The organism is Solibacillus sp. FSL K6-1781, assembly GCF_038630735.1.
Lineage (GTDB): Bacteria > Bacillota > Bacilli > Bacillales_A > Planococcaceae > Solibacillus > Solibacillus silvestris.
This window is the reverse complement of the sequence record NZ_CP152038.1, coordinates 2,099,176-2,114,344: the sequence shown is the minus strand read 5'-3', so window position 1 is coordinate 2,114,344 and position 15,169 is coordinate 2,099,176. Positions and strand designations below refer to the sequence as shown.

The window sequence follows — 15,169 nt, the reverse complement described above, 5'->3', positions numbered from 1 at the left end:
AAGATTCAATAATGAAAGGAATTATCAGCAAGTGCAGCAGTGTAGAATGAATTGTTAATTATTTTGTAATTAACCTTCGAACTGTATTGACAAAACATTCTATCTATTGTTATAGTTGGAATAACTAATGGAGAAAGATGGTGATGAATATGACTAAATTACATGAGATTGAAACAATGCAATTATGCTTGTCATATGACATTCGCCACAATAGTGCCTTCTAATATCGAAGAGTCACGCTTCTTTACTGTGCGTATGAAACCTTATGACGAGCAAAATTGCTGGTCATAAGGTTTTTTTGTTTGCCTGAAAACAAAATATCATACGCCATTAGGAGGCAATTCCATTGAATTTACAACAATTAGGTTTCACCACTTTTTTTGATACACAACTACAAACTTTATCCATCGATACGTCCACAAAACTTGTGGGACGCGTCATACTCGAATATAAACATTCCTACCGTGTCCTGACAGAACAGGGAGAGTTTTTGGCAACGGTATCCGGAAACTTTGCATACCATGCCTTTTCAAGAAAAGATTACCCGGCTGTAGGCGATTTCGTCATTATTGAACAAATGCCTGGAGAAGACCGTGCCATAATTCATCATTTATTTGAGCGGAAATCAAAATTCACAAGAAAAATGGCCGGTCTGGAAATCGATGAACAAATCGTGGCGACAAATATAGATCTCATTTTACTTGTCATGAGTTTAAATGATGACTTCAATATACGTCGTTTAGAACGTTATTTAGTAGCTGCATGGGATTCTGGGGCAACACCGGTTATTGTATTAACAAAATCGGATTTGTGTAAGGAAGTCACGCCATTTTTGAGTGAAATCGAATCGGTCGCATTTGGTGTGGATATTTTAACGGTAAGTGCACAGACAGGTGAAGGAATGGCTCCATTACATGCGCTACTAACGGAAGGGAAAACAGCGGCATTACTCGGTTCTTCTGGTGCCGGAAAGTCAACGCTTACGAATGCTTTATTAAACTCAGAACAAATGAAAGTGTCTACAATCCGTGAAGATGATGCAAAAGGCCGCCATACGACGACACATCGGGAACTTGTTGTTTTACCATCCGGAGCTTGCCTGATCGATACTCCAGGGATGCGGGAGTTACAGCTATGGGATCAGGGAGATAGTCTGAATGCAAGTTTTTCTGATATTGAACAGCTTACGGAAAACTGCCGATTCCGGGATTGCCAGCATAAAAATGAACCAGGTTGTGCTGTCTTGCAGGCAGTTGAAGAAGGGGCGCTTGATGCTGCCCGTTTAGCGAGCTATTTTAAACTACAGCGGGAGCTTGCTTATATCGAGAAAAAGGCGAATACGGATGCACAGCTTGCAGAAAAACGTAAGTGGAAGCAAGTATCGAAAAGTTTAAAGAAAATGAGGTAAAGTGAATCTTCAATCAGTGGGGGGGTTCATTCCCCAACTGATTGAAAGAACACAAGCTAAAACCGTCACGTCCTGTGACAACTCTTGTGTGACCAACATCGTGTTGGCCCGAACCAATCGGGCTTTTACAGGTAGTTGTTTTCCCGCCTGCCTTTTCGCCATGCTTAAGTCTAGAGGGGGAGGCTTGCCTCTGCCCTTACACTTTTGAGGTAAATAAATTACTACCCGTTAATGCGGGATAAATCACAAGTAGATGTACAGATATTGTGCGTCTGCTTTTTTATGCGTTCTGTTAATTAGAACAGTCATTGATTGTAAGGAAGTTTGAGCTATAATGAATGAAGTGAAGAGATTACAGCGCTATGAACGTTTCAAAATGGCAAAAATGGAGACTAGTATCAAATTATCGCTTACTTTTGAGGTAAGCGGTATTTTCATTTTCACGCTAAAAGCAAATACTCACTCGAATAATGAGTGAATTCCTTTAAAATATGCATTTCTGTGTCTTAAATATATATTTACAGGAAATAGTAAAATAGTAGAAAAAACTAGTAATTTATAACATTTAGTAGTTGCTTTCTCTTATAATTAAATTATGAAAAGAGATGAATTTCATGACAGTCACTGGTATTTTAACCGTCACCTTGTTTGCTTTGAACATTGTGTTTGCCCTCGTATTAATATTCATCAGCCGGAAAAGCGCCTCATCTACATGGGCTTGGTTATTTGTACTCTTTTTCTTACCGATTTTTGGTTTTATTTTATATTTACTGATCGGTAGGAATTTACAGAAAAAACATTTTGTGCGGTGGCATGCAGTGCAGCAGGAGGAAACATTGGAAATATTCCAGGAACAAAAGAATGCGCTGGAAGATGGAACATATGAATTTCCCAATCCCATTACAAAAAAGCATGAAGCGTTAATCAAGATGAACGTTGATTATAACCATTCTTTATTAAGTTCGAAAAATGATGTCAAAATAATGTCAGAAGGGAAAGAGAAATTCCGTTCGGTTATTGAAGATATCGAAAATGCAAAACAGACCATTCATATTCAATACTACATATATAAAATGGATGATGTCGGAAAAAGTATATTTAACGCACTTGTGAAAAAAGCAAAAGAAGGTATCGAAGTACAGATGATGTACGACGATTTAGGGTCGCGTACATTACGCAAAAAGGATCTGAAAAAGTTAACGGATGCCGGTGGACAGGTAGAAGCATATTTTTCATCCTATTTTAAACTCTTTAATCCGCGTATCAATTTCCGAAATCACCGAAAGCTCATTATTATTGATGGGAGGATCGGGTATATCGGTGGATTTAATGTCGGAAATGAATATGCCTGTCTGGATGATGAAATCGGGTATTGGCGCGATACACATTTGAGAATAGAAGGCAATTCGGTCTATAACATGCAGGCACATTTTTTATTTGACTGGTATCAGGCGAAAAAAGAAGAGCTAACTGAAATCGAACAAAGATATTTCCCGTCATTTACAGTAGATTCGGATACACCTGTTCAAATTGTGTCGAGCGGCCCGGATACGGATTTTGAATCGATTAAAAACAGCTATATTCGGATGATTTTAAGTGCCAAAAAGTATGTTTATATTCAATCGCCGTATTTTGTTCCGGATGAGCCATTTATGCATGCGGTACAAATTGCTGCTTCATCAGGTGTTGATGTGCGCATCATGACGCCTGAAGTAACCGATCATGCTTTTGTATATGGAGCCAATTCAGCATACAGCGGCGATTTATTGGAGGTTGGCGGTCGAGTATATCGGTATAAAAAAGGCTTCCTTCATGCAAAAATGATTGTCATTGATGATGAAGTGGCGACAATTGGAACCGCAAACATTGATGTACGAAGTTTTAGCCTGAATTTTGAAATTAACGCCATTCTATATGATGCCAATTTGGCGATACAGTGCAGGGAGCTGTTTGAAGCCGATATTAAGGAGAGTTTTGAATTAACGAAGGAGCAATATGATGAACGCAAAACATGGACGAAAGTTCGAGAATCCGTTTCGCGTTTATTATCACCGATATTATAATCTTGTAGCTAGCCGACAAACAGGCTAGCTTTTTTATTTCAAAAACCGAAATATTTTCGAGCATTTTAACTGATTTTTTAGTAAAATAAGAATTGAACTACAATTCAGAAAGTGGGTAATAAAATGGTGAATGTAAAATATCCTGAAGTTTGGGATTTGGATGTGTTTTTCCCTGGTGGTAGTGCGTCTTCGCAATTGATCGAGCACATTGAAAGTTTGACACCTAAACTAGATGTATTAAAAGAAAAAATCGACATGTTTGAAGTTCCGCAAAATAGTGATGCTGCATTGGAAATCCAATCAATTCTGGAAAGTATCAAAGAAGTAATGATGCATATTTCTCAGGCAGGGGCAGTGCTTTCTTGCTTGACTGCACAAGATACAACTGATCGCGATGCACTATTATTGCAAGGCCAATTATCTGGTATAGCCGCAAATTCATCACCGATTTTAGAAAGTTTTAATCAAAAATTGGGTCAGATCGATCAGGCAACTTTTAAAGCATTATTGGAAACAGCTGAATTAGCTCAATTTGAGTTCATCTTGACGGAATGGCGCGAAAAATCGAAAGAGTCCTTATCTGAAGAAGAAGAAGCGCTAATTTCCGCTTTAGGTGTTGATGGGTACAGTTCTTGGGGCCAACTTTACAACATGCTGATCGGCGATATTAAAGTGGAAGTTGAAGTGGATGGCGAAAAGAAATTACTTTCTGTTGGACAAGCGAATAATTTAAGTTCTCATAAAGACCGAACTGTCCGTAAAGCTGCATTTGATGCATTGGAAAAAGTGTTTACAGAGCGTGAAGAATTCTTCGCGAAAACATTGAACCATTTAGCTGGTTTCCGATTAGCCGTCTATAAAAAGCGTGGCTGGGACTCGGTAACAAAAGAGCCGCTTCAAATTAACCGTATGAAGCAGGAAACAATCGATGCTATGTGGGGTGCCATTACATCTTGTAAGGCGACATTTGCCGGTTATTTGCAACATAAAGCAAACCTGTTAGGTACAGAACAATTGGATTGGTTTGACTTTGATGCACCGGTTACGGATTCAACAGCTACAATGTCTTATCAGGATGGTGCTGAATTTATTCTGAAGCATTTCGGACGCTTTGGTTCTAAAATGGAAAGCTTTGCACGCACAGCATTTGAAGATGGCTGGATTGAAGCGGAAGACCGTGACAATAAACGTCCAGGCGGTTTCTGTACAGGGATGCCATTGTCTGATCAATCACGTATTTTCATGACATACTCGGGTTCGATGTCCAATGTTTCAACATTGGCACATGAATTGGGACATGCTTTCCATACTTATGCACTGCGTCCTGTTCATCCATTGAACCGCCGCTATGCAATGAATGTTGCTGAAACAGCTTCAACGTTTGCTGAAATGATCGTGGCAGATGCAGCGGTCGAAGAAGCAACAACTGAACAAGAAAAGATTGCATTACTGGAAGATAAAATTCAGCGTTCTGTCGCATTTTTTATGAATATCCATGCGCGTTACTTATTTGAAACTCGATTTTATGAAGAACGCAAGAAAGGCATTGTATCAACGAAACGCTTGAACGAACTTATGGAAGAAGCACAAATTGAAGCACATGCAGGCGGGTTAGGCGAAACACATCCGCACTTCTGGGCCTCTAAAATGCACTTCTATATTACAGGTGTACCTTTCTATAACTTCCCGTACACGTTCGGTTATTTATTCTCATTAAGCATTTATGCGAAAGCAAAAGAAGAAGGAAAAGGCTTTGAAGAAAAGTACATGGCCTTATTGCGTGATACGGCTGTCATGACAGTTGAAGAGTTGGCGATGAAGCACTTAGGCGAAGACATTACAAAAGAAGATTTCTGGTTAAAAGGAATCGCACTTTGTGAAGAAGATGTTGCAGAGTTTATTGCATTAACATCGAAGTAGTATAAGAAAAGGGCTGTGTGAAAAATTCACACAGCCCTTTAATGATTTATAAAAAGTTTATAGCGGTTTTTTGTGCAGCGTAAATCCAAGTGTATCCGCATCCCGTACAGTAATCGTATACGTACCACTCACTTGATCGTGCTTAACATCAATATTGTCCAATCCTTTATCGTAACGGAAGAAGATTTCACCTTCTGCTGATTTATAGACAACATGCAAATCATCGCGTTTTACTTCAAAAGTAGGAGTGAAGTCGGGATTGCGGTCGGTGAACTCATTGATAAATAGCTTGGCTCCTTGCTCAACAAAATCTTCCCGATTCTCAGGAGGTGCAATCGCTTCATAAATATTATGCACTGATGCGTCGAGTTCAACATATTTGCCGTGTTCAAATTCCTCGTCAATCGCTCTTTGAAGGTGGGGAGTCTGCTCTTCGTTAAGTGATTCCGCAATTTTCTCATACAATTCCTTCATGAGCATTTTTGTTTTCTTTTTGTCGGATGCGATTGGAGTAGCCTGCAAGAAAGTTTCCATGAAAAACTTCGCCGGTTCGCCATCTGATTGCTTATCCAGTACATAAACATTTTCTTCAAGCGGATCATAGTTCATTCGAATAAGTGCACACTTTTGTACACGGCTTGATGCGTCAGGTAAAATATTTTCAATCGTTTTCAAATGTAATGTTTCCAAGTCGATCTGAACAGCATCTTTAGGATCCAGCTTTAACAGCAGAATATAATCTTCACCAATCAGCTCAATATGCGCGACAAATACCGAACCGTTACTGTTCGATACCGTCTGCATAATTTGATACAGTTTATTTGATAAATCATTGGCCAGTGATAAGAAGTGTGTGTCATCCGGATATTCTACATAACGGTTCATTTTTGTAACAATATCATTGTCACGGTCTAAAAATTTACATGCAACAGATTTAGGACTATTCAATGTAGCATCTATGTATGATTCAAAGAACTGATTATACACTTCAGATTGTAGTGCGGATAAATCCATTGTCTCACTTGCAGATACAAAACGGCTTTGCTGCATATCCAGCAATGTAACAGCCATCCGTTTCATTTGGATTGATAATGTTGTTTCAACTTCATTCATCTTTACATAACTCCTTTTAAATTCCGATTTTTCAAGTATAGCGGACATCATGAAAATTTGCACGGGCCCAAATACATTTTACAAACAAGAACATATGTGTTATGATTATTTTTGTGCTATTTTAGATAGTGCTATAAATGAATTGGCATTTCTGCTAGTGTTTTTGAAGATACTTATTCACACTGGCGCAAGCTTCAGGGCTGCAAGGACATAGTAGCAGGTTGGGACTATGTTGCTTAAGTTAGAAGAGATTAGTAGAATTTTACCGCGGTTAAAACTGGAGTTATGCACTCCGAATAAAATAAAAATTCCCCGGAAGATCGGGTTGAGACTTTCATTTATTTATAAATCTATCTATTAAATACTAAAGGGGTCCCCAATAATTGGGGGCCCCTTGTCCAATTTTCCAATTAAAAACCATCCAAATCTTATTGGATGGCACATAAAAAATATTAGTCCGTGAAGCATAAAGAAGTCATATACCCAAGCATTAGTAATAATCCAAGACCCATAACAATGTCCATTTTTTAGAACCTCCCTTAATATAACCTACAATATCTTCCTTTTTTATTGTACAATGATTACAATAAAGATGAAACTATTTGTTATAATATTCGTATATATTAGTAAGAGCGTTTTAAAATTATACATAATAAAAGTGGGTGATAGACTTGAAGAAATGGATCTACAAATCTCTCGTTGTTTCCGTCGCGTTATTATCGTTTGGTTTAATTACACCAAAGCATGAAATTTGGGCAAATTTTGATGAAGACCGTCTTGATAAATCTGTATTGGATCGTCCAAGCGATAACCATATTTCAGCTGCCTATCAGTTGGATGATATTATCGTTGATGAAAAACCGCTGCCAACGACCGATGACTTTGTGTCAGCTGCAAAAGAACAATCATACATAAAATTTGGCACAAAAGTCGGACCGGTTATTGAACAACAATTTGAAACGGATATTTTCCCGAAAATCGAGGAAGCTATTGCAATGACAGTGGAACGAGTTGGCGATGAAAAACTGCGTAACTTAACGGTTTCCGAAAAACCGAGTGGAGATTATTCAGAAAAAATCTTCCACATTGTTGACGGTCAATCGAAAACAGACGTAATTCGATTTCATGTACGAACAGAGAACCGTCCTTTTGATGGCTATTATTACAATTTCCACTACCATACGTTTGAAGACAACTATTCTAAGCATTATGACCTTGGCGAGATCTACTGGTCGAAAAACACACCGCCTAAATGGTTATCATAGAAAAAAGCTGCACCCGTCATATATTGCCGGGTGTTTTTTTTATTGACGTTAAACATTGGAGCATATCTTACAGTAGGGGTTAGCAATCATCTTTTGAAGAGTCAGACTAAGAGGTAGCACCATACTAAACAATTCACGTCCAGAACAGATAAACATGTATAAGTGCTATACGACATTAGGAGATTTTTATAACAAATTAGTGCCAAGCTGAAAAATTTTCTACCGATAAATGTAATAGACCTTATAAATTTTTATTGCCGTTAAAACGCCTACTTAGTTAGTTTGTCATTTATACTTCTAAGAACTTTTAGTTTTTCTTGCTGTATTTTAAGAATTCTAAGTAAGAACCAAATTACAAATACAAATGGTACTATGTAGAAAAAAATGCTTAAGATCGGTAATAAAGCGATTAATGTTTCCATTGATAACGGTCTCCTTCTTATTTGTAAGTACGCATAAAAAAAGACTCAAGCCTATGTTGCTCAAGTCGCAAAACAATACACTCTTATTCTAATGTATATTTCTAATTATGCCAAATAATTACGGGCAAACTAAATATGCCAAAGAGAATTGGCAATTTACAGAATCGATCTTTTTCTACTTTTCGGTCTTCTTTTTTCCAAAATTGGCGGCAAAAAGTCCACTAACTAATGCAATTATGATTGCTACCCAAGTCCAAAAACTCAAAACGTCACCCAATTAAAATAAAAATATTTATACTTATTACCACTATACATTCTTTTTTGTAATTAATCCCAAAAAAACATATTGAGCTCGAAATGTATTACTTGTCATACGAGGACTCTGTTTGACCGAAAAAAACACCGCTTAAATGGTTGTCGTAGCAAACTGCAGTCAAGTCAAATTGTTAGGATATTCATTTCCATCCATTACCAACATTAACTAAACGATTAAAAGCTTAAATAAACCGAGATTTGCCAACCTTTATCTTAAGGGGAGTGGTGATCTTGGAAAACAGATTTTTTTTAGGTTTATTTAATGGCTTGATCTTAAGTATTATATTATGGACCTCTATATTTGGATGGATAAAGATCATAACGGGTTTATTATAAATTGCAAAGAATATGCAGAGAGAAGGGCTACTCATAAATAATTTATACTTGCTATGCAGGTAAATGCAAAAGACCAGGTCTCTTTAAAGAGCCTGGTCTTTTGCATTTGTTGAGTTATTTCTCGTTATTGTTGTCTTTATTTTTTTGCTTAGAATATTCCGAGAAATCTGCTTCTTTTCCTGCTTCCATGTTATAGTTCGGTCTGTTGGAAGTTCTTGTATGCGTAACGGTTGCAGTGTCCTCTTCATCAAGGTTTTTCATTAGCAATGGAATACAAGCGAGACCTGCTAGACCTACGAGTGCGTAAATAATTCGTGATAAACCGGCAGTTTGACCGCCAAATAACGATGCGACTAAATCAAATTTGAAAAAGCCAATAAGTCCCCAGTTAATTGCCCCAATAATTACAAGTACAAGGGCAATTCTATATAACGTTCCCATGTAAAACATCTCCTTTATTTTAGATAAGAAGTTCTTTTGTATGCAAAATACTCATACGAAAGAAATTCAAGTATCTATTTCTGTTCGTATTTTTCCCGGTAACTGTTTGTTTATACTCTTTTTTTGTAAAAGAAAATGTATCAAAATACGAATAAAATTGTCCTTTTGAAAATAAAAATAATTAAAAAAGGAATTAATATCCGGAGAATTAACAAGGAAAATATATAGTTCTGTTTTCGTAATAAATACATTGAAAGTTATTTATTTAAGGTTGGTAATAGAGTATCCGACAATTAATCATATTATTACTATGCAACAAAAAAGTGTCCCTTTATTTTTTGATCTGTTTACAAAAAATTTAAAATTTAAAGGTGAATTTTTATGTAACTCGAGGTATAATATTTGTATACTATAGTAAAAAGGAGGACTGCCGATGATAACCGGTCAGTTAGGGCGAGCATTCCAATTAGCGGAAAAACATAAGCTCGACGTAAATACAATTTTAGAGTTAACAAAAATTATTGCGAAAGAAGTAAATGGTACTCAAAAAATTGAGGAAAAAATTTTACTTCAAATGATTCAAATTCTGGAAAACAACAAAACAATTCTTAGGGAGGCAACATAAAAATTGACGCAAACGATTGAGCTATACGATGACTTAGACACATTTGACTAAAGGCGCTACTCAGCAGACGAAAGACGAGTAGCGCCTTTTATTGTACATTTTTTTATACATATTGTTTTATTTGAACCAGTAAGTATTCTCTAAGTAGGCTTTTCGAGCGATTTTGCAGATTGGCGTGTTTTTCTCAACATAAGTCTATATAATATACGAAGAACATTCTTTAGGAGTGAAAACAATGACACATGCAGATCATACATATTTAAATTTATTGCAATATATTTTGGACAACGGTACCGATAAATCTGACCGTACAGGAACAGGGACACGCAGTGTTTTCGGCTATCAGATGCGGTTTAATTTACAAGAAGGTTTTCCGCTCTTAACGACTAAGCGTGTACCATTCAAACTTGTAGCAAGTGAGCTTCTATGGTTTATAAAAGGGGATACAAATATTCGCTATTTACTTCAGAATAATAACCATATTTGGGACGAATGGGCATTTAAAAAATGGGTAGAATCAGAAGAGTATGGCGGACCTGATATGAGCGACTTTGGACGACGTTCACTTATTGATGAAGCATTTAATGTACAGTATCAAAAAGAACTTTCTAAATTTTGCGAACGCGTGCTGCAAGATGATGAATTTGCTTCAAAATACGGGGATTTGGGTAATGTTTACGGGAAACAATGGCGCAATTGGACAACTTCAGAGGGTGAATCAATCGATCAGTTACAAGATGCAATTGATTTAATTAAACATAATCCGGATTCGCGTCGAATTATCGTGAATGCCTGGAATCCGGAAGATGTAATCGATGCGGGAGGAAAAGGCAGTAAAGCGGCATTACCACCATGTCACGCGATGTTCCAGTTTTACGTGGCAGAAGGTAAATTGAGCTGTATGCTGACACAGCGCAGTGCGGATACATTCCTAGGTGTACCTTTTAATATTGCGAGCTATGCATTGCTGACGCATTTAATTGCCCATGAATGTGGTTTGGAGGTAGGCGAGTTTGTGCACAGTATGGCTGATACACATATTTATTCAAACCACCTTGAACAGGTAAAAGAACAGCTTGCACGTGAACCGAAGCAATTGCCGGCCTTAAAGCTTAATTTAGAAAAGCAATCGATCTTTGATTTTGAAATGGAAGATATTTCGCTGGAAGGCTATCATCCGCATCCTTCAATTAAAGCACCGATTGCGGTATAAAGGGGGATTACGATGATTTCATTAATCGTTGCACATGATGAAAACCGGGTTATTGGCTATCAAAACGATTTGCCGTGGTATTTACCGGGAGACTTGAAATACTTTAAAGAAATGACAATGGGAAAACCGATGATTATGGGCCGTAAAACATATGATTCAATTGGCCGACCGTTACCGGGACGTAGAAATATTGTCATTACAAGAAATAAAGACTTTGCAGCAGAAGGTATTGAAATAGTAGGTAGTCTGGAAGAAGCTTTGTTGCTTGTTGAAGGTGAAGCGGAAGTGATGATCATTGGTGGTGCTCAAATTTTTGAGCAGTCCATGGCCATTGCCGATCGGTTATATATTACATTCATCAACCATAGTTTTAAAGGGGACACTTATTTTCCGTCATACGATGACTGGAAACAAATCTCATGTCTCGACCCAATCGAGTCTGATGAAGGATATACATTCCAGTATTGTATTTATGAAAAATAAATTTATAAAAGAAGGACGTTGTGACAGAAGTAAAAAATTGATTGGAATGTAGGGCGACTCCTGCGGGAACAGCACGAAGCCTGAGACTACAGGCTCAGGCCGTGCCCGCGGAAAGCGTCCCGAAATGGAAATCAATTTTTAAGCATAGCGAAAAAACGGCACTTTTCTCCATGAGAATAGTGCCGTTTTTGAATTATGCCCAAAGTATTTTTCTTTTAAATCAAGTAGATATATATACAAGCCACCATGCATCCGCAGCCTGCGATTACGAATAAATGCCATATTGCATGATTGTACGGAAGGCGTGTCCAAGCATAAAAAATCGCGCCAAATGTAAATAGCAGCCCCCCAATGAGCATCAGCATAAAACCATCAAACGTCAAAAATTCATATAATGGTCGAATGGCGAAAATGATAAGCCACCCCATGAAAATATATAGGACCAACGATAATTTTTCGAATCGATGAATGAACAGACATTTGAACACAACGCCTAGTATTGCAATAAACCAGATAATGCATAGCATGACAATGCCTGTCACACCTCCGATTGCTATAAGCAAAAATGGGGTATAGGTACCAGCAATCAAGATATATATTGAAGAATGGTCCAGTATAGAAAAGAACCGTTTATATTTTTCCGGAACACTATGTAATAATGTCGACATGAGAAACAGCAAAATCAATGAAGAGCCAAAAATAGCGTAGGAAGTTATATGTATCGCAGTGCCGTTTACAGCTGAATGGATAATTAATAGGATGCAAATAGGTATGCTGATGGCAAGGCCTATACCATGAGTTATGGCATTCCAAAGTTCTTCTTTCCAGTTTTTATAGTCAAATGCGTCAAAATTGTGCATGTGTCATCACGCTCCTTTATATTAGTATAGTTCTAAATCAAAATATTCGTGATAGATGGTTGTCATGATGTTATACTGCTATATGTCATATGTAAATCGTGATAAACGGGGTCATTCTTCAATGACAAATGTCATATTGGTAAACAAATATGATTTCTTTATAATAGTAAGGAAGATAGAAAAAGGATGTGTTTTCTTTGAGTCAAATTCATATCGTAACGGATTCAACTTGCGATTTAACAGACGCGGAAATTCAGGAACATGGAATTCATGTAGTACCACTAACCGTACAAATTGATGAAAAAATGTATACAGATCGCGTAAATTTGCAACCGGATACATTTATTAAATTATTAAAAACAGCAAAAGAACTTCCGAAAAGTTCTCAACCGTCTCCTGGTGCATTTAAAGAACTATATGACGAGCTCGGTAAAGATGGATCTAGAATTATATCAATCCATATGACAGGCAGTATGAGCGGTACATATCAGTCAGCGAATCAGGCTTCTCAAATGAGTAATTCCGACGTAACTGTAATTGATTCACGTTATATTGCTTTTGGATTGGCATTCCAGCTTCGTGAAGCGATCCGTTTACGTAATGCAGGGGCTACAGTGGAGGAAATTGTTGCCGGAGTGAATCGTGTACGTGAAAACACACGTCTTTTTGTTGCATTGGATACGTTGGAAAATATGGTAAAGGGCGGCCGAATCGGAAAAGGTAAGGCAGTTGTTAGTTCTTTACTGAATATTAAGCCAATTGGTCACTTGGATATTGGGGAAGTGACGATTTGTGCGAAACCACGCAGCTATAAGCAAGTAGTGAAATATTTGATGAGTGAATTTGAAAAGGATACTCAAGGTAAAAAAGTTGCAGGTGTCGGCATCTCACATGCGAATTCAATGGATACTCTAGTGAATCCACTAATCGAACAAGTGAAAGCAGCGGGGTATACAGGACAAGTGGAAGTTGCCTTTACTTCTCCGGTTATTAGTACACATACGGGTGAAGGTGCAATCGGCTTTATTTATTATACAGAATAGGTAAAAGGTAATTCTAAAGATTTTTAACTTTAGAATTACCTTTTTTGTAAAGCAATAAAAAATATTTTCTGATATATCACTATTTTTATAGGCATATCATTCCTAAAGATAAGGAAAATATTTTATAATGAAATAACAAAGTAAAAAGGGGGAAGTTGCATGTGGCGGTTATTACTCACATCATTAGCTGTCATTTTCTTGTCCGCATGCTCCGTTACAATTGACCCACAAATAGAAGAAGCACAACAGTCCGACAAATCATCCGATGAACAAAATGATTTGTCTATATCAGAAAAAGAAACCGAAAACGAAGAAACAATTAATACGAGCTTTTTTGATATTATAAATGATGTATTTCAACTAGACTGGTCTGATCGTAAGGAAGAAAATGCACAACCGGTTTTTTATTTAGCATTAGGTGATTCGCTCACAAGGGGTGTTGGAGATGAAACCCAAGATTATGGCTATACGATTCGTCTGCAGCAGGAGCTGGAAAAATGGCCGATGGTAGAAGAAGTTGAGCTTGATAATCGCGGTAAAAATGGGAGACGCAGTGATCAACTATTAAGTTTACTTAAGCGTGGCCATTATGATGAAGAGCTAGAAAAAGCAAATTTAGTTACGATTACGCTCGGTGGTAATGATGTGATGAAAATTGTAAAAAAGAATTTGTTTTCAATGAAAAAGTCTATGTTTGATAAGGAATTACCAAAATTCGCTAAACGTTACGAGCAGGTCATTGCAGAAATTCGTAGAGTCAATCCTGAGGTACCGATTATATTAGTTGGGTTCTATAATCCTTTTTCGATCGTAGTAGATGAGATTACACCTTTCGATCCGATTATATCGGAGTGGAATGATGAAATTGAAAAGCTTGCTGCAACAGATGAAAATGCATGTTTTGTCTCTGTAGAGGATTTATTTGTATCAAATGAGGATATGGTATATCATGTAGACTTCTTTCATCCGAATAGCACGGGATATGATCGTATGACAAAACGCATCATTGAATCAATGCAACAATGTGATATTGAGCAGATGTCAGACGGTTTATTAGGATTTGAGGAGTGAGAAGATGAATAAATGGAAAATCGCATTTTTATTATTGGCTGGAGCAGTACTCATTTCATTCGCCACATTGCTCTATTTTATAACTGCTGATGTAGAACAAGCAACAGAACAGCCGCCACTCCAAATTGAGGGTAATATATTGACTGTGGAAACGACAGCTAAAGAATTCGAAGCAATCGCAAAACAATATTTATCGGAAGCTATGAACCAGTCACCGGTTCCGGTAGAGCTGACAGTGGACGATAAAATTTATTTATACAGTACATTAACTGTCTTTAATATCGAATTGCCGATTCAGATGGACTTCATTCCTGTTGTTAATAACGGGAATATCACTCTGAGTCAAGAAGCTGTCCACGTCGGCAAGGTAAATATCCCTCCGAAAACCGTACTGAAAATGATTGATGATGCGGTTAATTTTCCTAATTGGATTACGGTGAAGCCAAACGACGAAGAAATTTATGTGGACCTGTCACGGATCAATATCGCAAGTGGTTCTAGGGTGCGTGCGAAGGAAATCGATTTAGCAAATGATAAAATAGAATTGGAAGTAGTTATTCCAAACCAAACGAAGTAAAACAGGAGGTAATT

Annotated in this window: 14 protein-coding genes; 11 read left to right on the top strand and 3 right to left on the bottom strand. The window is 37.3% G+C overall.

Going from position 1 to position 15,169, the window contains the following annotated elements; genetic code table 11:
* Positions 1-346 precede the first annotated feature (346 nt).
* The 4 genes from rsgA to MHH37_RS10405 all read left to right on the top strand — a co-directional run bounded on the left by rsgA (position 347) and on the right by MHH37_RS10405 (position 5,391).
* Positions 347-1,408: a ribosome small subunit-dependent GTPase A gene (gene rsgA, locus MHH37_RS10420; protein WP_342572805.1), complete on the top strand. Its 1,062-nt coding sequence runs from the start codon at positions 347-349 to the stop codon at positions 1,406-1,408.
* A gap of 334 nt (positions 1,409-1,742) precedes the next feature.
* Entirely contained in the window at positions 1,743-1,886 is a 144-nt protein-coding gene (locus MHH37_RS10415; RefSeq protein WP_014823806.1) for a hypothetical protein, read from the top strand.
* Positions 1,887-2,022: 136 nt separating this feature from the next.
* Positions 2,023-3,471, top strand: a complete 1,449-nt coding sequence (cls, locus tag MHH37_RS10410) for a cardiolipin synthase (protein WP_342572802.1) — start codon at positions 2,023-2,025, stop codon at positions 3,469-3,471.
* Positions 3,472-3,594: 123 nt separating this feature from the next.
* Positions 3,595-5,391 (top strand): M3 family oligoendopeptidase, encoded by a 1,797-nt coding sequence (locus MHH37_RS10405; RefSeq protein WP_342572799.1) that lies wholly within the window; start codon positions 3,595-3,597, stop codon positions 5,389-5,391.
* A 57-nt stretch (positions 5,392-5,448) separates the two neighbouring features.
* Here MHH37_RS10405 and MHH37_RS10400 read toward each other — a convergent pair whose 3' ends face one another.
* A complete protein-coding gene (locus tag MHH37_RS10400) occupies positions 5,449-6,504 on the bottom strand; it encodes a nucleoid-associated protein (protein ID WP_008403627.1) in 1,056 nt (351 codons plus the stop codon).
* A 671-nt stretch (positions 6,505-7,175) separates the two neighbouring features.
* Here MHH37_RS10400 and MHH37_RS10395 point away from each other — a divergent pair.
* Entirely contained in the window at positions 7,176-7,769 is a 594-nt protein-coding gene (locus tag MHH37_RS10395) for a YpjP family protein (RefSeq protein WP_039966349.1), read from the top strand.
* 1,187 nt (positions 7,770-8,956) lie between these two features.
* Here MHH37_RS10395 and MHH37_RS10390 read toward each other — a convergent pair.
* Complete coding sequence (locus MHH37_RS10390) at positions 8,957-9,283, bottom strand: DUF378 domain-containing protein (RefSeq protein WP_008403624.1); 327 nt, start codon at positions 9,281-9,283, stop codon at positions 8,957-8,959.
* A gap of 433 nt (positions 9,284-9,716) precedes the next feature.
* On the opposite strand from MHH37_RS10390, the gene MHH37_RS10385 reads away from it, so the two are divergent.
* From MHH37_RS10385 to MHH37_RS10375, 3 genes are all read left to right on the top strand, one after another.
* Positions 9,717-9,908, top strand: coding sequence for a hypothetical protein (locus MHH37_RS10385; RefSeq protein ID WP_008407303.1), 192 nt, complete (start codon positions 9,717-9,719; stop codon positions 9,906-9,908).
* A 235-nt stretch (positions 9,909-10,143) separates the two neighbouring features.
* Positions 10,144-11,121, top strand: coding sequence for a thymidylate synthase (locus MHH37_RS10380; RefSeq protein ID WP_342572794.1), 978 nt, complete (start codon positions 10,144-10,146; stop codon positions 11,119-11,121).
* Between the two features lie 12 nt (positions 11,122-11,133).
* The gene (locus MHH37_RS10375; RefSeq protein ID WP_008407301.1) at positions 11,134-11,604 is read left to right on the top strand and encodes a dihydrofolate reductase; all 471 of its coding nucleotides are present in this window, start codon (positions 11,134-11,136) and stop codon (positions 11,602-11,604) included.
* Positions 11,605-11,819: 215 nt separating this feature from the next.
* On the opposite strand, the gene MHH37_RS10370 is transcribed toward MHH37_RS10375, so the two are convergent.
* Positions 11,820-12,464 carry a hemolysin III family protein gene (locus MHH37_RS10370; protein WP_041865747.1) on the bottom strand — a complete coding sequence of 215 codons (645 nt, stop codon included), beginning with the start codon at positions 12,462-12,464 and terminating at the stop codon, positions 11,820-11,822.
* 197 nt (positions 12,465-12,661) lie between these two features.
* Between MHH37_RS10370 and MHH37_RS10365 the strand changes: the two genes are divergently transcribed.
* The 3 genes from MHH37_RS10365 (at position 12,662) to MHH37_RS10355 (ending at position 15,155) form a co-directional block, all read left to right on the top strand.
* Complete coding sequence (locus MHH37_RS10365; RefSeq protein WP_342572790.1) at positions 12,662-13,507, top strand: DegV family protein; 846 nt, start codon at positions 12,662-12,664, stop codon at positions 13,505-13,507.
* A 159-nt stretch (positions 13,508-13,666) separates the two neighbouring features.
* Positions 13,667-14,578, top strand: coding sequence for a GDSL-type esterase/lipase family protein (locus tag MHH37_RS10360; protein ID WP_342572789.1), 912 nt, complete (start codon positions 13,667-13,669; stop codon positions 14,576-14,578).
* Positions 14,579-14,582: 4 nt separating this feature from the next.
* Entirely contained in the window at positions 14,583-15,155 is a 573-nt protein-coding gene (locus MHH37_RS10355) for a YpmS family protein (protein WP_342572788.1), read from the top strand.
* Positions 15,156-15,169: the final 14 nt, after the last annotated feature.

Coding starts and splice junctions, on each gene's coding strand:
- MHH37_RS10415 (WP_014823806.1), top strand. CDS start 1,743: ATGAATGAAGTGAAGAGATTACAGCGCTATGAACGTTTCAAAATGGCA.
- cls (WP_342572802.1), top strand. CDS start 2,023: ATGACAGTCACTGGTATTTTAACCGTCACCTTGTTTGCTTTGAACATT.
- MHH37_RS10405 (WP_342572799.1), top strand. CDS start 3,595: ATGGTGAATGTAAAATATCCTGAAGTTTGGGATTTGGATGTGTTTTTC.
- MHH37_RS10400 (WP_008403627.1), bottom strand. CDS start 6,504: ATGAATGAAGTTGAAACAACATTATCAATCCAAATGAAACGGATGGCT.
- MHH37_RS10390 (WP_008403624.1), bottom strand. CDS start 9,283: ATGGGAACGTTATATAGAATTGCCCTTGTACTTGTAATTATTGGGGCA.
- MHH37_RS10385 (WP_008407303.1), top strand. CDS start 9,717: ATGATAACCGGTCAGTTAGGGCGAGCATTCCAATTAGCGGAAAAACAT.
- MHH37_RS10380 (WP_342572794.1), top strand. CDS start 10,144: ATGACACATGCAGATCATACATATTTAAATTTATTGCAATATATTTTG.
- MHH37_RS10375 (WP_008407301.1), top strand. CDS start 11,134: ATGATTTCATTAATCGTTGCACATGATGAAAACCGGGTTATTGGCTAT.
- MHH37_RS10370 (WP_041865747.1), bottom strand. CDS start 12,464: ATGCACAATTTTGACGCATTTGACTATAAAAACTGGAAAGAAGAACTT.
- MHH37_RS10360 (WP_342572789.1), top strand. CDS start 13,667: ATGTGGCGGTTATTACTCACATCATTAGCTGTCATTTTCTTGTCCGCA.
- MHH37_RS10355 (WP_342572788.1), top strand. CDS start 14,583: ATGAATAAATGGAAAATCGCATTTTTATTATTGGCTGGAGCAGTACTC.